The following is a 22794-nucleotide window of genomic DNA, read 5'->3' on the forward strand; positions in this document are numbered from 1 at the left end:
AATAGCTTTCTCCGAGAGCATAGTTTTGGGGAATGATACGCATGGCCCGGCAAAGACGGCGTTTCGTCTGGGAAATCGACTGGAACCTGCTGCGCACCTTCATGGTGATCGTGCAGGAGCGCGGGCTGACGGCAGCCGGCGAAAAACTTTCCTTGAAGCAGCCGACGGTGAGCAATGCGCTGAAGCGGCTCGAAACCCACATGGACAGCCGGCTGATCGAGCGCAACGCCTCGCATTTCGCCGTCACGCCGGCCGGCCAGCGGCTCTACAGCGAATGCGTCGCGCTGTTCGATATCGTTTCCGGCCTGCCGCAGCAGATGGAGGAGCAGCCGGGCGACCTGACGGGGCATATCGAGATCGCGCTCGCCAGCCACGTCGTCTGCCCGATCCTCGACGAGGCGCTGGCCGCCTACCACCGCGCCTTTCCGCAGGTCACGCTGTCGCTTTCCGTCGCCTCCAGCAATGACGTGGTGGCAGCCGTGCTGAACCGCGACGTCTGCTTCGGCATCTGCCTGATGCAGGAGCGCCATCCGCGGCTGGAATACGACGTGCTGTTCCGCGAAACCTTCGGCTACTTCTGCGGCAGGCGGCATCCTTTGTTCGGCGTGAAGGACCTGCCGATCTCCGCCCTGCGGCAGGAGCCCTATGTCTCCTTCAAGACGGACCAGATGTCCGGCGCGCTCTGGCCGGTGGCGCTGCTGCGCCAGCAAGAGGGTTTCGAGGGCCAGACCGTCGGCACCTCCTCGAACCTCGAGGAGGTCAAGCGGCTGATCATCGCCGGCTTCGGCTTCGGGCCGCTGCCGATCCATGTCGTCGAAGAAGACGTGCGCGCCGGCCGCCTCTGGCGCCTGCCGCCTTACGAGAACACGCCCGTCATCGACGTGCATGTCGTCTATGACGGTGCCGCCCGCCGCAGCCGGGCCGAGAACCTCCTTTTGGCGGAGCTGCGCCAGGCGATTGCGACGATCCCCTTCGAGCAACGGACCTACCTTTAAGCCGTCGTGCCGAAACCGGTGAGGAAAGCCGTCAGGTTGTCGCCGAGTTCGTCGCAGAGATAGCCGCCCTCCTGCACGATGACCGTCGGCAGCCGGAGCGTCGCGATCGCCTCGGCGATGCGGGCGAAGCCGGGCGTCGAGACCGAGAGGCCGCCGAACGGATCCTTCTCGAAGGCATCGAGGCCAAGCGCCACGACCAGCGCATCCGGCGAAAACGCCTCGATACGGCGGATCGCGGCTGCAAGCGCTTCGAGATAGACGGCATCGCCGGATTTGCGGGCGAGCGGCAGGTTGAGATTGTAGCCGAGACCAAGCCCCTCGCCGCGCTCGTCCGCATGGCCCCAGAAGAACGGGTAGAAGCGTACCGGGTCGGCATGGATCGACACGGTCAGCACATCGGCCCGCTCGTAGAACATGCCCTGCGTACCGTTGCCGTGATGCAAGTCGACATCGAGGATGGCGACGCGTTTTGCCTGTTGCAGCAGGTGCTGCGCGGCGATGCCGGAATTATTGAAGAAGCAGAAGCCGCCGGCAACATCACGGAAGGCGTGGTGACCCGGCGGGCGGCAAAGCGCGTAGGACCAGGCGTCGCCGGCCATGACGGCTTCGGCGGCCGAAACGGCGGTCGAGGCGCTCCAGCAGGCGCTTTCCCAGGTGTGTTCGGAGATCGGGCAGGACGTATCGGCCATGTGATAGCCAGCCTGCCCGACGGCGGAGGCGGGATAGCTGCCGGTGCGGGCGATGGGATGGATGTTGGGGATGACCTCCGCCGACGCGCCCTCGATATATTGCCAGCGCTCATAGATGCGGCGCAGGAAGTCGAGATATTCCGGCGTGTGCACGGCCGAAACAGGGCCGAGGCCATGGTCCTTCGGGCGCAGGATTTCCGTGCCCGCAGCCCTGGCGCCGGCGAGCAGACGCTCGACGCGCTCCGGCTGTTCCGGGTTCGGCTGCGGCGCCCCGCTCGATAGGAAGAAGCTCGGGTCGTGACGCTTCTGTTCTTCGGCAAAAAAGGTCTTCATGTCTTGTCCTCACCGGCGAAGGCGTCGAAATCCGCGCCCTTGATCATGTGGATCAGCTCATCGCGGGAATGGCGGATGCCGATCCGGTCGTAAAAGGCCTGCGCCCTCGGGTTCTCGACATCGACCGAGAGGCGCATGTAACGCGCGCCCTTCTCCCGGCCGCGCCTTGCGACGGCATGCAGAAGCCGCTCGCCGATGCGCCGGCCGCGGAAGGCATCGGCGACGAAGAGGTCCTGCACATAGATGCCGGGCGTGCCCATCCAGGTCGAAAAGCTAGGGAATGTCAGGCAGAGGCCGGCGAAGGCAGCGCCATCCGTCTCTGCGATCAGCACTTCGAAGGCCGGCACGGCCCCAAAGCCGTAATGCCTGATATCCTCGACCGTCGAAACGAATTTCGGCCCCGCCTTCATGTCCTCGGCCATCACGCGCAAGGCCGCGTGAATGGTCTCGGCATCATCGACGGCAGCGGGCCTTATCCGGATTTCATCCTGCATGGTGTCTCCTCAGAATGCGACGCGATCGCCGCCCTTGAGGCCGAGCATAGCGCGCGCCTCATCCGGCGTCGCGACCTCAAGCGACAGGCCTTCGAGGATCGCGCGGATGCGGCGCACCTGCACGGCGTTGGAGGTGGCAAGCTCGCGGCCATCGAACAGGCTGTCCTCCAACCCGACGCGCACGCTGCCGCCCATGGTCGCGGCCATGGTGATCATCGGCGTCTGCTTGCGGCCGGCGGCCAGCACCGAGAAGCGATAATCGTCACCGAACAGCTTGTCGGCGATGCGCTTCATATGCATGAGGTTCTCCGGATCGGCCCCGATGCCGCCGAGGATGCCGAGCACGAACTGGATGAAAGGCGTGCCCGGTATCAGGCCACGATCGCGAAAATGCGCGAGCGTGTAGAGATGGCCGACATCGTAGCATTCAAATTCGAAGCGCGTGCCGCAGCCCTCGCCGAGGCGCTTCAGGATCGTCTCGATATCACCGAACGTGTTGCGGAAGATCGTGTTGCGCGTCGCCTCCAGAAGCTCTGGCTCCCAGGCATGGTGCCAGTCGCGCGGCCGGTCGAGCATGGGGTAGAGACCGAAATTCATCGAGCCCATGTTGAGCGAGCACATTTCCGGCTCGGCCGCGAGCGCCGCCGCCATGCGGTCCTCCAGTGTCATCAGCGAGGAGCCGCCGGTGGTGATGTTGATCACCGCATCGCTCGCCTGCTTGATCACGGGAAGGAAACGCATGAAGGTTTTCGGATCGGCCGTCGGGCGGCCGTTTTCCGGGTCGCGGGCGTGCAGGTGCAGAATCGAGGCGCCGGCCTGCGCCGCCTCGATGGCCTGCGCGGCGATATCCTCCGGCGTGTAGGGTAGATGCGGTGACATGGAGGGCGTATGCACCGAGCCCGTCACGGCGCAGGTGATGATGACCTTCTTGGATTTCATGGCCCGCCCCTTATTTCCGCACCGGCAGCGACAGCTCGCCGGCAAGCTGCGCCAGCGTCGCATCAAGGATCGCCACGATCTCGCCGACCTGTTCCTGCGTCGTGATCATCGGCGGGCAGACGAGGAAATGGTCGCCCTCCACACCACCGCGCGTGCGGCGGGAATAGATGATCAGGCCGCGCTCATAGGCGATATCGACGACGCGCTGGTGGGCGTCGAGCGCCTTGGGCAACGGCGCCATGGTCTCGCGATCCGAGACGAATTCGGCGGCGAGCAGCAAGCCCTTGCCGCGCACGTCGCCGATGAAGGGATAACGCTCCGCCAATCCTTCCAGTTCGGCCTTCATCAGGTCGCCGATGCGGCTGGCGTTGCCGAGCAGATCCTGCCGCTCGATCTCGTCGAGCACGGCAAGGCCCGCGGCGCAGGCCAGCGGATTGCCGGCATAGGTATAGCCGTGGGCGAAGCCACCGCGGTCGAGCACGGGCTTGACCAGCTTCGAATGGGCGATCATCGCGCCGAGCGGGCAATAGCCGGCGCCAAGGCCCTTGGAGAGCGCGATGATGTCAGGCCGGCAGTTCCAGTGGTCGCCCCCGAGATAGCGGCCGGTGCGGCCCGCCCCGCTCATCACCTCGTCATGGATCAGCAGGATGCCGTATTTGTCGCAGATCTCGCGGATGCGCGGATAGTAGCTGTCGGGTGCTACCAGCGCACCGGTGGAGGCGCCGCCGATCGGCTCCATGATGAAGGCGAGCACGCTTTCGGCCCCCTCCTCCAGGATTTTCTCCTCGAGCATGTCGGCATAACGCAGCCCGCGCTCTTCCATCGAAAAATTGTCGCGGTCGAGATAGGTGGTCGGGGCCTTGATGTGCGGCATGTCGCGCAGCATCGGCAGGAAAGGCTTTTTCAGCGCATCGTAGCCGGTGACGGCGAGCGCGCCGAGCGTCGAGCCGTGATAGGAGGGGAAGCGCGAGATGACCTTCCAGCGCTCCGGCTGATCGGTGGCGAGCGCCCATTGCCGGGCGAGCTTCAGGCAGGATTCCACCGCCTCCGAACCGCCGGAGACGAAGAACACCCGGTCAAGCCCCTCGGGCATATGGCCGGCGAGCCGGCGCGCCAGGTCTTCCGCCGGCTGGTTTTCGAAATGCAGGCGATAGGCGAAGGTCGCCTTGTCCATCTGCCGCTTCATGGCGTCGAGCACATTGCGGTTGGAATGGCCGATATTGACGACCATGGCGCCGCTGGAGCCATCGATGACCTTCCGGCCATGCTCGTCCCAGATATAGATGCCCTCGGCGCGGTCGGCGAGCGGCCGGCGCATGCGGGACTGGTAGAAGAGGTGCGATGCCGGGCGTTCACCGGGCGCAGTCGATTGCTGGCTCATGATCGATCCATTGAAAAAGACAAAATTGAGCGGCCGGAGACAGTCTAGCCGTTGAGGAACTTCTTGAGGAAGCTGCGGGTGCGTTCCTGCACCGGATTTCGGAAGAGATCGTCGGGCTTGCCCTCCTCGACGACCGCGCCATCCGCCATGAAGATCACCCGGTCGGCGACTTCGGCGGCAAAGCGCATTTCGTGAGTGACGATCACCATGGTCATGTGCTCGGCCGCAAGCTGCTTCATGACGAGGTTCACCTCGTCCACCAGCTCCGGATCGAGCGCCGAGGTCGCCTCGTCGAACAGCATCACCTTCGGCTGCATGGCGAGTGCCCGGGCAATGGCGACGCGCTGCTTCTGGCCGCCGGAGAGACGAGCGGGGAAGGCATCGATCTTGTCGGCAAGACCCACCTTGTCGAGCATCTTGAGCGCAAGCGCTCGGGCATCCGCTTTCGCCATGCCCTTCAGCTTCATCGGCGCGATGGCGATATTTTCCGCCACGCTCAGATGCGGAAAGAGGTTAAAATGCTGGAACACCATGCCCATCTGTTGGCGCACGCTGTTGATGTGCTTTTCGAAGGCCCGGCGGGCAAGCGTCTGGTTGACCTGCACGCCATCCAGCCACACCTCGCCGCCATCCAGCGTTTCGAGATGGTTGATCGAGCGCAGCAGCGTGCTCTTGCCCGAACCGCTCGGGCCGATCACGGCGACGATCTGGCCGCGCGCCACGCTGAAATCGATGCCCTTCAGCACCTCCAGCGGCCCGAAGAATTTGCGCGCGCCGCGCACCTCGATCATCGGACGGACATCGGTCATCGCGAAAGCTCCACTTTCCGTTCGATCCCCCTAAGGACCGCTTCAAGAATGAGATTGAGGACGTAATAGAGGGCGGCCGCCGTCAGGTAGAATTCGAAGGGCCGGTAGGTCTCGCTGATGACGAGCTGAGCGCTGTGAACCAGTTCGGCGATGCCGATCATCGAGACGATCGAGCTCTCCTTGAGCAGGGCGATCATCATGTTGCCGACGGCCGGCACCGTGTTGCGCAGCGCCTGCGGCACGACGATATAGAACCGCGTCTGCCAGGCGCCGAAGCCGAGCGAGCGTGCCGCCTCCGTCTGCCCCTTGTCGAGCGACGCAATGCCGGCGCGAAAGATGTCGGCATTGTAGACGGCGAAATGCAGGCTGAGGCCGATGATGCCGGACCAGAGAGCCGGAATGTCGATACCGATCTGCACGAGGCCGAAATAGATCAGGAACAGCTGCAAGAGCAGCGGCGTCCCCATGAAGAGCCACATGAAGAGGCGCACGGGATAGCGCACCAGGGGCGAGGCATAGAGCACGATAAGGGCAAAGCCCATGCCCGCGACGATGCTGAAGAGGGCGGAGACGACCGAAATGACGACCGTCCACCACAGGCCCTTGCCGATCAGCGGCAGGTATTCCGGTACGATACTGAAATCGAGACCCTGCATGGCTTACGCCTCCTCGGCATAGGCGCGGTCGAGCCAGTCGATGACGAGCGTCAAGCCATAGACCATGATCATGTAGAGCACTGCCGTCACCGCGAAGATCTCGAAGGGTTTGTAGGTGGAGCCGATGAAGCGCTGCGCCGTATAGGTGAGTTCCACCACCGAGATGGTGGCGACGAGCGCCGTGCCCTTGACCAGCGCCACGGCATTGACGCCGAGCGGACGGATCATCAGCTTGGCCGCCTGCGGCAGCACGATCCAGCGCATGGACTGACCCTCGCCGAAGCCAAGCGAGCGCGCCGCCTCCATCTGCCCGCGATCGACCGACAGCACGCCGCCACGGATCGATTCCGCCATGTAGGCCGCGATGTTGAGGCCAAGCGCGATGGCGCCTGCCGCAAACGGTTCGAGCTGGATGCCGAGTTGCGGACCGCCAAAATAGAGCAGGAAGATCTGGAGAAGCGCCGGCGTGCCGCGGAAGACGCTGACATAGGCAGCCCCGAAGAAGCGCAACACCGCGAGATGAGAAAGCCGCAGGCTCGCGATCAGCGCTGCCACGGCAAGGCCGAGGACCAGCGAAAGCAGCGAAATCTGAACGGTCGTCCAGGCCGCCTGGACGAAGACAGGGATGATGCGGCCGATGAGAGCGATGTCCATTCCCGGATCCTCGGCAGTCGGTCAGGCCGCCGGCGGGTTTTCCCGCCGGCCAGCCGTCTCAGGATGCGAAAACGATCAGCGGATGTCCGAGCCGATCCACTTCATGGCGATAGCCTCATAGGTGCCGTCGGCCATCATGTCGTCGAGCGCCTTCTGCATGGCGGCCTTCAGTTCGGGATTGCCCTTGCGGATGGCGATGCCGATCTTGTCCTCGGTGCCGGCGAATTCCGGCACGTCGAGCTTGGTGAACTTCTCGCCAGTTTCCTTGATGGCGATTGACACCGGAACGGCATCGACGATCATCGCCTGAATACGGCCGGCCTTCAGCTCGAGGAAGAGTTCGGGCAGGCCCTTATAGGTGCGGATTTCCCAGCCGCCGCGCTCGCGGGCCCACTTTTCGTGGGTTTCACCGAGCGTCACGCCGATGGTCTTGTCCTTGAGGTCGTCGATCGACTTGACGTCGGAGCCATCCAGCACAAAGACGCCTCGGCCGGACTTGTAGTAGGGACCGACGAAATCGACGGCCTTTTCACGCTCGGGCGTGATTGTCATGCTGCCGATGACCGAATCGTATTTTCCGGCGAGCAGGCCGGCGATGATGCCGTCCCAGGCGGTGCTGAGGCCGGTGCCCTTCACGCCGAGGCGCTTGGCGATCTCGTTGCCGATATCGACGTCGAAGCCGACGGTCTGGTTGCTGTCGTCGACGAAGCTGAAGGGCGGATAGGCGCCGCTGTTGGCGAACTTGAATTCACCGGCGGCCTTGATGGTTTCCAGGTCGTCGGCGCTCGCCGCAAAGGGCGTCGCGAGAACGGAGAAAGCAAGGCCGGCGGCCATGGCGCAGGATAGAAGGCTTTTGAGCATGTCGTTCCCCTTGGTTGGCTGAGGGGAAGATCGGCCATGGTCATGCATTACACAAATAGATAGTCACAATACCAAGCATTCCATAAAGGAATGATCAGTCCGCCCATTCCGGATCGGTCGTGAAGGCGATGGTCAGCCAGCGATCCGGCCCTTCATCGCCGATGGCGAGGCCGATTTCGTCGCGGATATCGTCCCAGTCCTGCAGTTTCTGTGCGGGAAAATTTTCCGGCACGATGAAATAGAGTTCGATCTGACGACCGCGGCCGACGCGGGCGACGTAAGCCCGGTAGGACAGGAAACCGTGCTTCTCGACGATCGCCTTTGCGACCGTATCGACATGGCCTTTCAGGTCCGAGGGCGTGACGAGCAGGATATCGGCCAGCGCCTGGCGGATCGTGCCGGCGGGAATGGGAATGATGACGAGGCAGACGAGCGCCAGCGCCACCGGGTCGATATAGGGCGACAGCCATTCGTGCTCGGTGCCCTGGATGAAATAGCCGATGACGAAGGCGACGAGCAGCGCGCTGGTCAGCCCCGCCGACATGATCCAGGCCTTAGCGTCGAGCGCCACGAAATCCGACTGGATGGTGCGGTTCGCCCGCGTGCCGACGATTGCCATGACGACGGTGACGATGATGGTGAGCACGGCATAGATGATGGCCTGGTCGAAATCGAGCGGCCGGCCGCCATCCATGATCGAGCCGATGGCGTTGATCAAGGCGTAGATCGCCGCACCCGTCAGCATGATGCCGTTCAAGCCGAGCACCATGGGCTCCAGATGCCAGAAGCCCATGGTGAAATGCTTGACGAAACGCCCGCTGCCGGAGGCCGAAGCGGCGATGAGATTGGAGACGAGCAGGGCGACAATCGTCATGACCGCATCCGTCAGCGCATAGACGCCGTCGAAGACGATGGCGAAAGAGCCCGAGAGGATGCCGAACAGGATGCCGACGCCGGCCAGCACGATGGTGACCGCAATCGAAATGCGCAACAGCCCCTGTTCCGTCTGCATGGTTCAGTCTTTCTGTGCTTGTGATGGTCTATGCTTATAGAACACTTACCGGAAAGGTGGCTACGGACCTTCTGGAGGGGGTATTGGCGCGCCAGCGCCGCGCACTGACAAATTCCATCTTCTGCATGATAGGGATTTGTACATTTAATTTTCAAATGGCGCGCCCGTTTGCTAATTTCGCCGGCACAAACTCACGGGATGGCGCATGCTGAAATTCTCCCTGCTGTCGGCCTGGCTCTTCCTCGCAGCCCTCTCGTCTCCCCTTCGTGCCGCCGGTGATGTCATGGACCTTCAATTGCACAAGGCCGCCGCCGCCAATGATGTGGCCGCGATCACAGCCCTGCTCGGCAAGGGGGCCGATATCGACGCGCGCGACGGCAGCGGTGCCACCGCCCTTCTCGTCGCCACCCACGCGAATAAAATCGATGCCGCCCGCGTGCTGATCGAGGCCGGTGCGGACGTCAACGCCAAGGACGGCATCGAGGACAGCGCCTATCTCTATGCCGGTGCGCGCGGCCATCTGGAAATCCTGAAACTGACGCTCGCCCACGGTGCCGATCTCAAGAGCATCAACCGTTACGGCGGCACGGCGCTCATTCCCGCCTCCGAGCGCGGCCATGTCGAGACAGTCGAGACTCTTATCAAGGCCGGCGTCAACGTCGACCACGTCAACCGGCTCGGCTGGACGGCGCTTCTCGAGGCCATCATCCTCGGCGACGGCGGCCAGCGCCATGTCGAGATCGTCGATCTGCTGATCAAGGCCGGCGCTAATGTGAACCTCGCGGACAATGACGGCGTGACGCCCCTCAAGCATGCGCGCGGGCGCGGCTATAGCAAGATCGTCGCGCTTCTTGAAAAGGCAGGGGCGAAATAACGCCTTCAAGATCGGCGCGGCAGCCCAGGCCGCGCCCATAAAAAAATCGGAAACACTCACAGCAAAGGGCCTGAGACGATGCAACGCAGCTACTATTCCTCCCTCGGCGGCCATCCGCCGCAGAGCGACCTCCTAACCGGCCGCGCCGTCTTCACCGAAGCCTATGCAGTGCTGCCCAAGGGCACGATGCAGGACATCGTCACAAGCTTCCTGCCCTTTTGGGACAATACGCGGCTCTGGGTCATCGCGCGCCCGCTTTCCGGCTTCGCCGAGACCTTCTCGCAATATGTCATGGAAGTGGCGCCGGGTGGCGGCAGCGACAATCCGGAACAGGATCCCGATGCCGAAGGCGTGCTCTTCGTTGTCGATGGCACGGTGGAGTTGACGATCCCGACCGGCACGCACACGCTGGAGCCGGGCGGCTACGCCTTCCTGCCGCCGAGACTGAAATGGTCGCTGCGCAACCGCTCCGGCGCCCATGCCCGCTTCCACTGGATCCGCAAGTCCTATGAGGCCGTCGAGGGACTGCCGCATCCCGAGCCGCTGATCCTCAACGAAAAGGACATCAAGCCGTCGGAAATGCCCGGAACAAATGGCGGCTGGGCGACGACCCGCTTCGTCGATCCGAACGACCTGCGCCACGACATGCATGTGACCATCGTCACGCTGATGCCCGGCGCCGTCATTCCCTTCGCCGAAACCCATGTCATGGAGCACGGTCTCTACGTGCTGCAGGGCAAGGCGGTTTACCGCCTCAACCAGGACTGGGTGGAGGTGGAAGCCGGCGACTTCATGTGGCTGCGCGCCTTCTGCCCGCAGGCCTGCTATGCCGGCGGCCCCGGCCCGTTCCGCTACCTGCTCTACAAGGACGTCAACCGCCATGCGGCGCTGAAGCCGTTCGGCGGCCGTCGCTGATACCGGCAATTACCTTGAAGCCCGCGCCGTCACCGGCGCGGGCTTTTTCGTTCAGCCGGCCGATGGCATAGCCACGGCGTAGTGGCGCGGATCGAAGCGCAGATAGAGCAGCGCCGTCACCAACACGCAGCCGAAATGCAGCAGCCAGCCGGCGGCGAAACCGCCCGTCCAGTCATGCAGCAGGGCAACCGCATAGGGGCCGAGTGCTGCGATGAGGAACCCGCCGCCCTGCATGAGGGCGGCCAGCGCGCCGGCCTGTTCGGGTCGCGGCAGATGATCGAGCGCGGTGACGATGGCCAGCGAAAAGCTACCGCCAAGGCCGGCGCCGCAAAGCCCCGCCCAGACCGCGGGTGCGGCCCCCGGCATGCTGGCCAGTCCGAAGAAGCCGATGAGCTGGAAGGCGATGGTCAGCCACAGCCAGCGGCGGCGGTCGATATTGCCACGCGCCAATGTCGGCAGACTGAGAGCCGCGACCGCCTGGCAGGCGGCCATGACCGCGACGAGGCCGCTGCTGTCGGCGCTTGTCCAGCCCTGCGCCTGATAGTAAGGCGCGAGCCAGGCGATCATCGAGGAGTAACCGGCATTGACGAGGCCGAAGGCGGCCATCAGCACCCAGGTGCGCGGCCGTGCCAAAAGCCTGCGCGTCAACGTTCCATCCGGGCGGCTCGCCTGCACGTCCGAGAGGATGCGCCAGGCGGCGGCAAGAGCGATGGCGACCGGTACGGCGAGCCAGGCAAGGGCCGCCCGCCAGGAATAACCGGCATGGGTGAGAACTGGCATCAGCCGCGCGCCGAAGGCGCCGCCTGCCATGATCATCGCGGAATAGAGGCCGGTGACAACGGGTACGCTTGCCGGGAAGCGCGCCTTGATGATGCCGGGAAAGGCCGCCTGGATGAAGGCGACGCCGATGCCGCAGAGCCCGGCCGTCGCAATCAGCGCGACACCGCTCCCGGCATAGAAGCGCAGCGCCGAGCCGGCTAGGAGAATGGCGAGCGCCACGAGCAAGCCCCGCCGCGTGCCGATGCGCACCTGCAATCCGGGCGCCACGAAGGCGCCGGCACCCATCAGAAACATCGGCAGCAGCGTCAGAAGCGACACGCCCTCCAATTCGAGGCCCGTATCCGCCACGATCTCGTTGAGAATGGGTGCGGGCGCGGCGATGAAGGGACGGAGGTTGAGAGCGACGAGGACGACCAGCCCGAGCATTGCCCAATCACGAGCGGGGCGCGGTTGCGTGGTATCTGCCATGGTTCGACTTTCTGCGGATGCCGGGCGGCTCGCGGGATCGCGCCACCCTCCCGCTATCGCTACCATCCGCTTGAATCATGCGCAAATTACATGTTTAGATACCCATCATTCCGATTTTCGATGGAGGCATCGTGCTCGATCCGCGCCTGCTCCGGGCCTTCGTGGCGGTCGCCGATGCAGGCAGCTTCACCGCCGCCGCCGACCGCCTGCATATGACCCAGTCGACGATGAGCCAGCAGATCGCCCGTCTCGAGGAGGCGATCGGCCGCGACCTCGTCGATCGCGCCGCCCGCCCCGTACGCCTGACGGTGACGGGCGAGCGCCTGCTCGGCCATGCCCGGCGCATCCTCACGCTACAAAGCGAGGCGCTGACGCTGGTGGCCGAGACCTCAGGCACGACCTCGGTGCGCATCGGCATGCCCGACGACATCGCGACCCCTGAAATGGCCCGCGTCTTCGCCGCCTTCACCAAGCGCCACAGGCAAGCCCGGCTCGACGTCACCACCGGCCTGCGCTCCGACCTGACGCGGCGCTACCGGGCCGGCGAACTCGACATCGTGGTCTTGAAGGAGGACACGCCGACCGCCGACGCCTGGGCGAGCTTTGCCGAGCCGATCGCCTGGTACACGGCCGTGGACGCGGCGAGCGACCTTCCCGATCCCGTTCCGCTCGTCACCTTCCCGCCTGGCGGGCTCTATCGTGACGCGATGTTCGAGCGGCTGGAGCGCGAGCGGCGACGCTGGTACGTCGCCTTCACGTCCGCCAGCCTGCGCAACGTGCTGATGGCCATCGAAGCCGGGCTCGGGCTCTCCATGCTGCCGATCGACGCCGCCAAGGGATGGCGCATCAAGCCGCTGGCCGATTTCGCGCCGGAACCGCCCGTCGTCGCCTCGCTCTATTCCTGGGAACGGGGCGGCATCGTTGGCGAGCTTGCAACCGAGGTGCTCGATATCCTGCGGCGACATTTCGCCTACGATCAGGCCTTGTAGAGATCCTCATAGGTCTGGCGCAGCACGTTCTTCTGAACCTTGCCCATCGTGTTGCGCGGCAGGTCGTCGACGAAAAGCACGCGCTTGGGCTGCTTGTAGCGCGCCAGCCGGTCCTTCAGGCCGTCCAGCACCGCCTTCTCGTCCAGCGCCGCGTCCTTCTCACGCACCACCACCGCCGTCACGCCTTCACCGAAATCCGGATGCGGCACGCCGATGACGGCGCTCTCGATCACGCCTGGCATGGCGTCGATCTCGGTCTCGACTTCCTTCGGATAGATGTTGTAGCCGCCCGAAATGACGAGGTCCTTGCCGCGTCCAACGATATGCACATAGCCGCGCGCGTCGATCTTGCCGAGATCGCCCGTGATGAAGAAGCCGTCGGCGCGGAATTCCGCCGCCGTCTTTTCCGGCATGCGCCAATAGCCCTTGAAGACATTCGGCCCCTTCACCTCGATCATGCCCGTCTCGCCATCCGGCACGGGCGCGCCGCTCTCAGGTTCGGTGACGCGCAGCGAAACGCCCGGCAACGGGAAGCCCACCGTGCCGGCGATACGATCGCCGTCATAGGGGTTTGAGGTGTTCATGTTCGTCTCGGTCATGCCGTAGCGCTCGAGCAGGGCATGGTCGGTCTTTTCGGAAAAGGCGCGGTGCGTTTCAGCCAGAAGCGGCGCGGAGCCGGAAACGAAGAGCCGCATCTTGGCGGTCGCCTCATGGGTCAGGCCGGGATGCTGCACGAGCCGGACATAAAAGGTCGGCACGCCCATCAACACGGTCGCCGTATCCATCAGACCGAGGACTTCGTCCGCATCGAATTTTGGCAATAGATACATCGACGCGCCAGAGAGCAGCGTGACGTTCGAAGCGACGAAAAGGCCGTGCGTGTGAAAGATCGGCAGCGCGTGGATCAGCCGGTCGGCGCTGGTGAAGCGCCAATGATCGCGCAGCGTCTGCGCATTCGAAAGCAGGTTGTCGTGCGTCAGCATCGCGCCCTTGGAGCGGCCGGTCGTGCCCGATGTATAGAGGATCGCCGCCAGATCGTCCGGCCCGCGCTCGACATCGGCGAAATCGGGGCTCTCATCCGTGGCGCGCTCGGTGAGACTGCCATGGCCTGCGGCATCGAGCGTCTCGACGCGACTGCCATGGGCCCTGGCGATCGCCTCGACACCTTCGCGCGCTTTCGGCCCGACGACCACGAGCGCGGGCTCGGCGTCACCGATGAAATAATCGAGTTCCGCCAGCGTATAGGCGGTGTTGAGCGGCAGATAGACCGCGCCCGCCCTGATGCAGGCAAGATAGAGCATCAGGGCTTCGGGGCTCTTTTCCACCTGTACGGCGACACGGTCACCCGGCCGGACGCCGAGCGTCCGAAGTGTTGTCGCCAGCCGGCCAGAGAGAGCAATCATGTCGCCATAGGTCCATCGCCGGCCATCGGCCGTCTCGATGAAAACGGCGTCCGGTTTGGCGACCGCCCGGATCGCGTCGAAAAGATGATTGCCCATGGATGTGTCCTCTCCCTGCTGCCTGCACCTTGTCACATCGTGCGCGGGGCACGCCAGTGGGAACCTTGGCCACGGAGGCACCGTCCCCAAGCTCCCGCCGGCGCCGTTTGGAACAAAACCGGTGGATCTGCGTTTTGAAGCGGGCTTTCCTCGCATCTTCTGGGCTTTATGACCTCTCCTCGCTCTACCTACCGCCTGCAGTTCCGCAATGGCATGGACTTCGCACGGGCACAGCAACTGGTTCCCTACCTCAAGCAATTGGGAATCAGCCATCTCTACGCTTCGCCTCTGATGACCGCCGTCAGCGGCTCGACGCATGGCTATGACGTCACGAACCCGAACGAGATCGACCCCGCTCTTGGTGGCCTTGACGGGCTGCGCCGGCTGGCGGATACGCTGCACACCCACGATATGGGCCTCCTTCTCGACATCGTGCCCAACCACATGGCGGCAAGTCTTGAAAATCCATGGTGGCGCAGTGTCGTAGCTTGGGGTGCCGAAAGCGTCTTCGCCCGCCATTTCGATATCGACTGGTCGCAAAAACTCACGCTGCCCTTTCTCGGCAAGGGGTTTGCGGAGGAACTGGCGGACGAGACGATCCGCCTCACCATCGACCCGCAGCACGATACGATCGCGCTTGCCTATCATGACACCTTCTATCCCCTGCATCCCAGCACTTCCCAGGCGCTTTTGCAGGAGGCTGGCATCATAGCCACCCCTTCTTCTCCGGCTATGGACCCGCAAGGTAACGCTGCTTTTTCAACGGCGCTGTCTGATTCTGCTGCTCGCAGCACCCTGGAAAACCATCTCAACACCCTCTCCGCACAGCCGGACCGGATCACGGCCATCCATGCGGCGCAACCCTGGAAACTGATGGACTGGAAGACGGCGAGCCGGCATCTCAGCTATCGGCGCTTCTTCGAGATCGCCGGGCTGGCAGGCCTGCGCGTCGAAGACCCCGCCGTCTTTGACGACAGTCATAGGCTGACGCTCGACCTTGTCCGCGCCGGTATCGTCGATGGCCTGCGCATCGATCATGTCGATGGCCTTGCCGATCCCGCCGGCTATCTGGGGCGCCTGCGCGCCGCCGTGGGGCCTGATGTATACATCGTCGTGGAAAAGATTCTCGAGAAAAACGAGCCCTTCGCTGCGGACTGGCCGGTAGCGGGGGCGACGGGCTACGAATTCATCGCCTCACTTGCCGATGCGCTTGCCGACAACATGGAAGGCGGGCGGCTCGCGGCGGCTTTCCTTCCTCTAAAGGACAAGGAGCATCGCGGTAGCTATACCGAAGAGGCCAAGGCCAGCAAGCAGCAGATGCTCACCGACAATTTCGAGGGCGAGATGCACCGCCTCGCCGCACTGGCGAAGGGCGTTGCCGACCTTTCCCAAGCCGACTTTTCGCGCAGCGTGCTGACCGAAGCGATCCGCGCCATCATAATCGCACTGCCCGTTTATCGCACCTATATCACGCCCGCAGGGGTCACGGAGCGTGACCGCCAGCTTCTCGCAGCCGCGCGGCAGGCCGCACAGGGAACCACCCAGCCCGAAGCACACGAGGCGATCGACCTCATCTGGGAAATCCTCGTCGACGATTGCGTCGCCGGCGCCTATGAAGCCTGCGCCGAATTCCGAAGCCGCTTCCAGCAGCTGAGTGGCCCGATTATGGCCAAGGCGTTGGAAGACACGCTTTTCTATCGCGAAAACGCGTTCATTGCGGCCAATGAGGTCGGCGGCAATCCCGGCGAACCGGCTAGCGGGCCGGCCGCTTTCCACGCCGCAATGCGGGTACGGCTGGAGACCATGCCACGCGGCCTCTCGGCGACATCGACCCACGACACGAAACGCGGCGAGGACGCGCGAGCACGCCTTTATACGCTGAGCGAAGCGCCCAACCTCTGGATCGCTGGGGTAGGGCGCTGGAAAACCCTCAACGGCCGTTTCCGCCAGCCGCATGACGGGCGGTCCGTTCCGGAGCCGGATGTCGAGTGGCTGATCTATCAGGCGCTTGGAGGCGTCTGGCCGATATCCGGCCGTGCGCATCTCGGCAAACGCATGACCGCCTATGTAGAGAAGGCGCTGCGCGAGGCCAAGATCGACACGAATTGGAACCAGCCCGATGTCCACTATGAGCAGAAGGTCATGCGCTTCGTCGAGGAAATCCTGCGACACGAGGCCTTCCTCTCCGATTTCGAGAAAACGCTGTCGCCGTTCATCGATGCCGGGCTTCTGAATTCGTTGTCGCAGACGCTGATCAAGCTGACGGCACCGGGTATTCCCGACATCTACCAGGGCAGCGAGCGTAGCGACTTTTCCCTCGTTGATCCGGACAACCGGCCGCTGCTGGATGTTGCCTCGCTGACGGTTCCCAAGCAATCGCACGCCCTTCGCGAAGTCTTCGCCGACTACAAGCAATGGCTCACCGCAACCGTGCTTGCCACGCGCAACGCCGCACCCCAGCTGTTCGATGGCCCTTATCGCCCGCTGGAGCTTTCCGATGGTGGCCGGCAAGCCATCGCCTTTCTGCGCGGCACGCCGGAGGCCTTCGCGATCACGATCGTGCCCCGGCTTGCCTTTGGCAGGACAGCGCATGGGCGCATGTGCCTGCGCGATGAGGCGATGCAGGATATTTCGATAACCATCCCGGTCGAATACGAAGGACGTAGCGTGCGGTCCGCACTTGATGGCCGCACGATTAAACTCGGCGGCGCACTCCCGCTTACGGACGCCCTCTCGGGCGCGCCCGTCGCACTGCTGCTCGGCGTTTAGCGGATATCCCGGGCCAGATCCTGCAAACGCCGGAAGGCATCGTAACGCTGCGCGTGCAAGGCCTCGGTTTCCTCGCCCGCCGGGTGGTAGGTACGATCGACAGCCGAAAGAGCAGCCATGGCTTTCCGCACATCCGGGAAGGCGCCGCCCGCGACACTGCCGAGGATGGCCGCGCCGAGGAGCACCGGCTCTTCTGCCCGCGTGGAAAGCAGGGGCTTGCCTGTGGCATCCGCCAGAAGCTGGCGCACGAGATCGAGCTGGCCGGCGCCGCCGCTGATGATGATCTTGTCGACCGGCGCCCCCGCCGCAGCCTGCGCCTCGATGATCTGGCGCAGACCGTAACCGATGCCGCAGAGGCCGGCGATGTAGAGCGCGACGAGATTGTCGAGATCGCTCTCCATGCCGAGGCCGACAATGGCGGCGCGGGCATGGGGATCGGCAAACGGCGCGCGGTTGCCGAGAAATTCCGGCACGACATGCAGGCCGTCTGCAAGCCTTGCGGCTTTGGAAAGCGTGTCTGCCTTCTCTGACGCCAGCTCCGCCAGCAGAACCGGCAGGGAAAGGCCGCGCTTCTGAGCAAGCGCCTTCGCCTCGACCGCCGCCGGATGGAGAGAAAGGAGCTGCTCGATCGCGGCCCCCGCCGCCGACTGGCCCCCCTCGTTCAGCCACATGCCCGGAACCATGGCGGAGAAATACGGCCCCCATACGCCAGGTACGAAGACCGGCTCGTGCGTCGAGGTCATGGTGCAGGAGGATGTGCCGAAGACGTAACCGAGATTGTTTTCCGGCGGGCCATCGACACCCACTGTGCCGATACCGCCCGCATGGGCATCGATCATACCGGCGCCGACCGGGATGCCCGCGACGAGGCCGAGTTCGGCGGCCGCCGTCTCGGTCAGGCCATGGCCAAGCGGCGTGCCGGGCTCGACGACGCGCTGGCCGATACGCGCAAAATCTTCATCCGCGAGAACACCGAGACCGATGCCGTGGAAATAGCCGGGATCCCAGCGTTTCTCATGCGCCAGATAGGTCCATTTGCAGGTGACGGTACAAGTGGAGCGGGCAAGATCGCCGGTCGCGCGCCAGGTCAGGAAATCGGCGAGATCGAAGAACTGCCAGGCGGCATCGAAAACCGCGGGACGGTTTTCCTTCAGCCATAGCAGTTTCGGCGTCTCCATTTCCGGCGAGATGATGCCGCCGACATAGCGCAGCACATCATAGCCCCCGGCGTTGATGCGCTCGACCTGATCCACCGCACGGTGATCCATCCAGACGATGATGTCTCGTTCCGGGTTCTCGGAGGGGCCGACGGGCAGCGGCTTGCCCGCTTCCCCGAGCACGACCAGCGAGCAGGTGGCATCGAAGCCGATACCTGCAACGTTTTTCGGTGCGACACCCGCCTTTTCAACCGCCTCGCGCACCGAGGCGCAGACGGCAGCCCAGATTTCCGTGCTCGACTGCTCGACCATCGCGCCCGGTTCGCGAAACAGCGAAATGTCGCGTTTTGCCGAGGCGAGCATGCGGCCGGAGAGATCGAAGAGTCCGGCTCTGGCGCTGCCCGTGCCGACATCGACGCCGATAAGGTAGCGTTCGCCGCCCGGGGGCTGCGCGGAGGAAGGAGTGTTCATGGGTCTACCGCCTGCAATCAGGAATTCTTGGAGCAAGCGGCGTCATGCCGCTTGCCGCTCGCTTAGAGATCGACGCTGTTGGGCAGGATGACCAGGTCGCGGATCGTGACATTGCGCGGCCGCGTGAGCATGAAGAGCACGGCATCGGCCACTTCCTTCGGCTGCATCAGGCTGCCGTTCGCCAGCGCCTCGTCCATCTTCTCCTTGGGCCAGTCGTCGAGCAGCGCTGTGACGACCGGACCCGGCAGGACCGCGCCGACGCGCACGCCATGCTGGGCCACCTGCCGGCGCGTGGAATGCACGAAAGCCTGCACGGCAAATTTGGACGCCGTATAGATCGGTTCCCAGATGACGGGCACGACACCGGCGATCGATGAGGTGAACAGGATGTCGCCAGTCTTCTTTTCGATCATGTAGGGTAGAACCGCGTGAACCGAGCGGAAGGCCGCGTTGATGTTGAGGTTCAGCATGCGGTCCCAGGCGTCCGGATCGCCCTCCGCCACCGGCCCGCCGATATAGGCGCCGGCATTGGCGTGGAAGACATCCAGTCCGCCTGCGATGTCGAGGATGCGCGGCAGCATGCCGGAGACGTCTGATGGCGTCAGCAGGTCGACGACGAGCGGCAGCGCATTCGGCCCGAGCTCCTTGCAGAGTTGCTCCAGCTTGTCCTTGGCGCGGTCGACGAGCACCACTTTCGCCCCCTCGGCCAGGAGGGTCCTGGCGCATTCGAGGCCGATGCCGGAGGCGGCACCAGTGATGGCGGCGATCTTGCCCTTCATGAGGTCAGCCATGATCTAAAACTCCATTCCAGTATTCGTTAGGCGCGGCCGTGGCTGACGCGGGAGCGACGGGCGAGCGAGTCGACGATGACGGCGATGGCGAGAACGCCACCGGTGATCATGTAGCGCAGCGAGGACGACAGATTGAGCAGCGTCAGTCCGTTCGAGATCGCCTGGATGACGATGATGCCGAGCAGGGCCGAATAGGCGCTGCCGCGTCCGCCGAAGAGGCTGGTGCCGCCGATGACGGCTGCGGCGATGGCATTGAGGTTGACGTCACCCGTGCCGGCCTGCTGGCTGGAAGAGGCAAGACGCGAGGCCGAGAGGATGCCGCCGAGGGCCGCGAGTGTCGAGCAGAGCATGAAGGCGCTCATATAGATACGGCGCACATTGATGCCCGAGCGGCGCGCGGCTTCCTTGTTGCCGCCGACGGCGAACATCGAGCGGCCCCATTTCGTGCGCGTCAGCGCGTAGTTGAGGATGATGGCGAGCCCGACGAAAAGGGCGAACATCCACGGAATGCCACGGCCGAGATTGAGATAGAAGACAGCGGCTTCCAGCGCAACCGTCAGCACGGCGGCCTTGAGGATCAGCGCGCGCATCGGCTGCGCCGAGAGATTGGCGGCGAGGCGCTGGGTGCGGGTGCGCAGACCGCGCCCGATCATCACGAGGCCGGGCACCAGCGCCAGCGTATAAGATAGCCAGTCGGGCATGATCAGGATCTGGCCGAAGCGCACCAATGCGGAGGCGTAAGGCAGATTGATCGAGCCGGTCGGGCCGAGAATGTAGAGCTGCAGGCCAAGCAGCGCGAGCAGGCCGGCCAGCGTGGCGACGAAGCTCGGCATGCCCAGGCGATTGTAAAGCGTCGCATAGAGCAGGCCGACGCCCGCACCGACGACGAGGGCGGCCAGGATGGCACCGGCGATCGGCCAGCCCTGGTTGACCCAGAGCACGCCGACCATGGCCGAGGCGAGGCCGCTCATCGAACCGACCGACAGGTCGATTTCGCCAAGCACCAGCACGCAGACGATGCCGAGCGAGATGACGCCGACCGTGGCACAGTCGAACAGCAGGTTCACGAGGTTGTTCGGCGCCAGGAAGATCGGGTTCAGCGCGGAAAAGACGAAGGAGATAACGACGAGCCCGACGGCAACGGGCAGCATGCCGAGGTCGCCCGAGCGCACGCGGTCGATGAAACCCTTGGCCATGGCCGCGAGGCTGTCGTCGTGGCGTACGCGCTCGTCGCTGCGGTCCAGCATGGGCTGGGATGAATTCTGGCTCATGCTGCTCCCCCGTGATGGTCCTGGGCTTCGCCGGCCTTGCGGTCGGCACGGCGCGAGACGGAATTGTCCGTGGCGCCGGTAATCGCGGAAATGAGGTCCTGGTTGGAGGATTCGGGCGTAAAGATGCCGTTGTTCTTGCCGAGACGCAGCACGACGATGCGGTCCGCTACGGCGCGCACGTCCTCCATGTTGTGGCTGATGATGATGACACCGAGACCGCGGTCGCGCACACGCTCGATGAGGTTCAGCACCTCCGCCGTCTGCGCCACGCCGAGCGCCGCCGTCGGCTCGTCCAGCATGATTAGCTTGGGGTTGAGCAGCAGCGAGCGGGCGATGGCAACCGTCTGGCGCTGGCCGCCGGAGAGCGAGGCGATGGGTTCGCGGACGGAGGGTATGCGCGCGGCAAGCTCGCGCAGCAGCGTCCAGGCGCGCACTTCCATCGCCACTTCATCGAGCGCCCAAGGCGACATTTCGTGGCCGAGGAAGAGATTGGCGACGACGTCGAGGTTTTCGCAGAGCGCGAGGTCCTGGAAGACGGTGGCGATACCCATGTCCAGCGCCTTGGCGGGAGTGTCGAGCGACACCTGCTGGCCGCAGAATTCGATCGTGCCGGACGAGGGCTGGTGCACGCCGGCGAGCACCTTGACCAGCGTCGACTTGCCGGCGCCGTTATCGCCAACCAGCGCGACGACTTCGCCGGCCTTCACGTCGAGTTCGATATCCGTCAGCGCGGAGACGGCGCCGAAATTCTTGGATACGCCGCTGAGACGTATTACCGATTGCCCCTTGGCGGGAAGACTGTGCGTGGCTGTCATGGCCCCTAGAACCTTCAGAAAGACCTTCGACTGATGGATATCCGGCCGCGGGAGGCCACGGCCGGATACGCTGGGCTGAATTAGTTGATGATGCCGAGTTTGCGGCAACCTTCAACATATTCGCCCGTGCAGACTTCTTCCGGCTTGTTGATGCCCTTGTCGAAGATTTCGGCCTTGATGTTCTCCGCCGTCACGACCGCCGGAACGAACAGCTGCGAAGGCGTTTCGTAGAGCTTGTGGGTGGCCTCCGGGGTCTCGCCCTTGAGCAGCTTGACGGCGACGCCGGCGGCAGCGGCAGCCACGATTTCCGACGGCTTGGAGATCGTGTTGTACTGGTCGCCCGAGATGATCAACTGGAGGGCGGCGATCGTCGCGTCGTTGCCGGTTACCGGCGGCATTTCCTTGACGCCGGCGGCCTTGAGAGCCGCGATCGCACCACCGCCCGTGCCGTCATTGGCCGCCACGATGCCCTTGATCTCGTCGCCGAAACGGGTGATCTGGCCGGCAGCCCATTCCTGCGCCTTCGGCGGCGCCCATTCCGGCGTGTCGAATTCGGCAAGCGTCTTGTAGGGCGAAGCCGAGAGCGCCTCGTGGATACCATCGCGGATCAGGCCGGCGGCCGCATCGGTCGGCGAACCGTTGATCTCGAGCACGCCGGCACCATCGGGAACGCCCTTGGCCTTCAGATGCTCAACCAGCGACTGAGCGATGGCCTTGCCGATGCCCTGATTGTCGAAAGAGACGTAGTAGTCGGCCGGCTTGTCGGGGATCGGGCGATCATAGGCGATGACCTTGACGTCTTGCGACTGGGCGATTTCGACCAGCGCGGCGGCGGCGGCGGAATCGACCGGGTCGAGCACGATGACCTTCGCGCCCTGCGCGATCACCGAGTTGAACTGCTGCTGTTGGAGCGCGACATCGGCATTGGCGTTCTGGTAGATCACCGTGCAGGTGGCGCAAAGCTTTTCCATTTCGGCTTTGAAGCCGGGATAGTCGTGCTGCTCGTAGCGGGTCGAGGCCTGGTCGGGCATCAGGAAGGCGACGGTCGCGTTTTCCTGGGCAAGGGCGGCGCTGCCGAGCGACAGGGCAAGGCCGGTCGAGGCGAGCAGGATGTTAAGCGTCTTCATAGGGTTCCTCCACAGTTGATGTTCAGTTCGTTCGCCGGCGACCTC

The 22794-nt window shown here is 64.2% G+C and carries 21 protein-coding genes; 5 read left to right on the plus strand and 16 right to left on the minus strand.

All coding sequences use genetic code 11. The features are described from left to right. Positions 1-41: 41 nt before the first annotated feature. Positions 42-995 carry a LysR family transcriptional regulator gene (locus D0Y60_RS12225; RefSeq protein WP_117370217.1) on the plus strand — a complete coding sequence of 318 codons (954 nt, stop codon included), beginning with the start codon at positions 42-44 and terminating at the stop codon, positions 993-995. On the opposite strand, the gene D0Y60_RS12230 is transcribed toward D0Y60_RS12225, so the two are convergent. The 9 genes from D0Y60_RS12230 to D0Y60_RS12270 all read right to left on the minus strand — a co-directional run bounded on the left by D0Y60_RS12230 (position 992) and on the right by D0Y60_RS12270 (position 8823). Beyond that, entirely contained in the window at positions 992-2017 is a 1026-nt protein-coding gene (locus D0Y60_RS12230; RefSeq protein ID WP_117370218.1) for a histone deacetylase family protein, read from the minus strand. The genes D0Y60_RS12225 and D0Y60_RS12230 overlap by 4 nt on opposite strands. Next, entirely contained in the window at positions 2014-2511 is a 498-nt protein-coding gene (locus tag D0Y60_RS12235; RefSeq protein ID WP_117370219.1) for a GNAT family N-acetyltransferase, read from the minus strand. Before D0Y60_RS12235 ends, D0Y60_RS12230 begins: the two co-directional genes overlap by 4 nt. 9 nt (positions 2512-2520) lie before the next feature. Continuing rightward, on the minus strand, positions 2521-3450 hold the full coding sequence (locus D0Y60_RS12240; RefSeq protein WP_117370220.1) for a 3-keto-5-aminohexanoate cleavage protein: 930 nt from the start codon (positions 3448-3450) through the stop codon (positions 2521-2523). A gap of 10 nt (positions 3451-3460) precedes the next feature. Then, on the minus strand, positions 3461-4831 hold the full coding sequence (locus D0Y60_RS12245; protein WP_117370221.1) for an aspartate aminotransferase family protein: 1371 nt from the start codon (positions 4829-4831) through the stop codon (positions 3461-3463). A gap of 44 nt (positions 4832-4875) precedes the next feature. Next, positions 4876-5640 carry an amino acid ABC transporter ATP-binding protein gene (locus D0Y60_RS12250; protein WP_117370222.1) on the minus strand — a complete coding sequence of 255 codons (765 nt, stop codon included), beginning with the start codon at positions 5638-5640 and terminating at the stop codon, positions 4876-4878. Then, positions 5637-6296 carry an amino acid ABC transporter permease gene (locus tag D0Y60_RS12255; RefSeq protein WP_117370223.1) on the minus strand — a complete coding sequence of 220 codons (660 nt, stop codon included), beginning with the start codon at positions 6294-6296 and terminating at the stop codon, positions 5637-5639. The genes D0Y60_RS12250 and D0Y60_RS12255 overlap by 4 nt, the downstream gene beginning before the upstream one ends. A 3-nt stretch (positions 6297-6299) precedes the next feature. After that, entirely contained in the window at positions 6300-6950 is a 651-nt protein-coding gene (locus D0Y60_RS12260; RefSeq protein ID WP_117370224.1) for an amino acid ABC transporter permease, read from the minus strand. 75 nt (positions 6951-7025) lie between these two features. Beyond that, positions 7026-7784, minus strand: a complete 759-nt coding sequence (locus tag D0Y60_RS12265; protein WP_117370225.1) for an ABC transporter substrate-binding protein — start codon at positions 7782-7784, stop codon at positions 7026-7028. 121 nt (positions 7785-7905) lie between these two features. Then, entirely contained in the window at positions 7906-8823 is a 918-nt protein-coding gene (locus tag D0Y60_RS12270) for a cation transporter (RefSeq protein WP_117370226.1), read from the minus strand. A 283-nt stretch (positions 8824-9106) separates the two neighbouring features. On the opposite strand from D0Y60_RS12270, the gene D0Y60_RS12275 reads away from it, so the two are divergent. Together D0Y60_RS12275 and D0Y60_RS12280 are read left to right on the plus strand one after the other, a co-directional pair. Continuing rightward, entirely contained in the window at positions 9107-9697 is a 591-nt protein-coding gene (locus tag D0Y60_RS12275) for an ankyrin repeat domain-containing protein (protein ID WP_245409170.1), read from the plus strand. A 78-nt stretch (positions 9698-9775) separates the two neighbouring features. Beyond that, a complete protein-coding gene (locus D0Y60_RS12280; RefSeq protein WP_117370228.1) occupies positions 9776-10612 on the plus strand; it encodes a bifunctional allantoicase/(S)-ureidoglycine aminohydrolase in 837 nt (278 codons plus the stop codon). 51 nt (positions 10613-10663) lie between these two features. Here D0Y60_RS12280 and D0Y60_RS12285 read toward each other — a convergent pair whose 3' ends face one another. Beyond that, positions 10664-11860: a cyanate transporter gene (locus D0Y60_RS12285; protein ID WP_117370229.1), complete on the minus strand. Its 1197-nt coding sequence runs from the start codon at positions 11858-11860 to the stop codon at positions 10664-10666. A 131-nt stretch (positions 11861-11991) separates the two neighbouring features. On the opposite strand from D0Y60_RS12285, the gene D0Y60_RS12290 reads away from it, so the two are divergent. After that, entirely contained in the window at positions 11992-12849 is an 858-nt protein-coding gene (locus D0Y60_RS12290; RefSeq protein ID WP_117370230.1) for a LysR family transcriptional regulator, read from the plus strand. Here the strand turns inward: D0Y60_RS12290 and D0Y60_RS12295 are convergent. Beyond that, entirely contained in the window at positions 12837-14348 is a 1512-nt protein-coding gene (locus D0Y60_RS12295) for a malonyl-CoA synthase (protein WP_117370231.1), read from the minus strand. The two genes, D0Y60_RS12290 and D0Y60_RS12295, sit on opposite strands and share 13 nt — an antisense overlap. Before the next feature lie 168 nt (positions 14349-14516). Here D0Y60_RS12295 and treY point away from each other — a divergent pair, with 168 nt between their 5' ends. Then, positions 14517-17117: a malto-oligosyltrehalose synthase gene (gene treY, locus D0Y60_RS12300; RefSeq protein ID WP_117370232.1), complete on the plus strand. Its 2601-nt coding sequence runs from the start codon at positions 14517-14519 to the stop codon at positions 17115-17117. Here the strand turns inward: treY and D0Y60_RS12305 are convergent. The 5 genes from D0Y60_RS12305 to D0Y60_RS12325 all read right to left on the minus strand — a co-directional run bounded on the left by D0Y60_RS12305 (position 17114) and on the right by D0Y60_RS12325 (position 22749). Next, a complete protein-coding gene (locus D0Y60_RS12305) occupies positions 17114-18745 on the minus strand; it encodes an FGGY-family carbohydrate kinase (protein ID WP_117370233.1) in 1632 nt (543 codons plus the stop codon). The genes treY and D0Y60_RS12305 overlap by 4 nt on opposite strands. Positions 18746-18807: 62 nt before the next feature. Continuing rightward, positions 18808-19536 carry an SDR family oxidoreductase gene (locus D0Y60_RS12310; RefSeq protein WP_117370234.1) on the minus strand — a complete coding sequence of 243 codons (729 nt, stop codon included), beginning with the start codon at positions 19534-19536 and terminating at the stop codon, positions 18808-18810. Positions 19537-19562: 26 nt separating this feature from the next. Continuing rightward, entirely contained in the window at positions 19563-20807 is a 1245-nt protein-coding gene (locus tag D0Y60_RS12315) for a sugar ABC transporter permease (protein ID WP_117370235.1), read from the minus strand. Next, entirely contained in the window at positions 20804-21622 is an 819-nt protein-coding gene (locus D0Y60_RS12320) for an ATP-binding cassette domain-containing protein (protein WP_117370236.1), read from the minus strand. The genes D0Y60_RS12315 and D0Y60_RS12320 overlap by 4 nt, the downstream gene beginning before the upstream one ends. A gap of 80 nt (positions 21623-21702) precedes the next feature. Further along, on the minus strand, positions 21703-22749 hold the full coding sequence (locus D0Y60_RS12325; RefSeq protein ID WP_117370237.1) for a sugar ABC transporter substrate-binding protein: 1047 nt from the start codon (positions 22747-22749) through the stop codon (positions 21703-21705). Between the last annotated feature and the right edge of the window lie 45 nt (positions 22750-22794).

Origin of the sequence: Shinella sp. WSJ-2 (assembly GCF_003432075.1) — a bacterium.
In the GTDB taxonomy this organism is placed as follows: Bacteria; Pseudomonadota; Alphaproteobacteria; order Rhizobiales; family Rhizobiaceae; genus Shinella.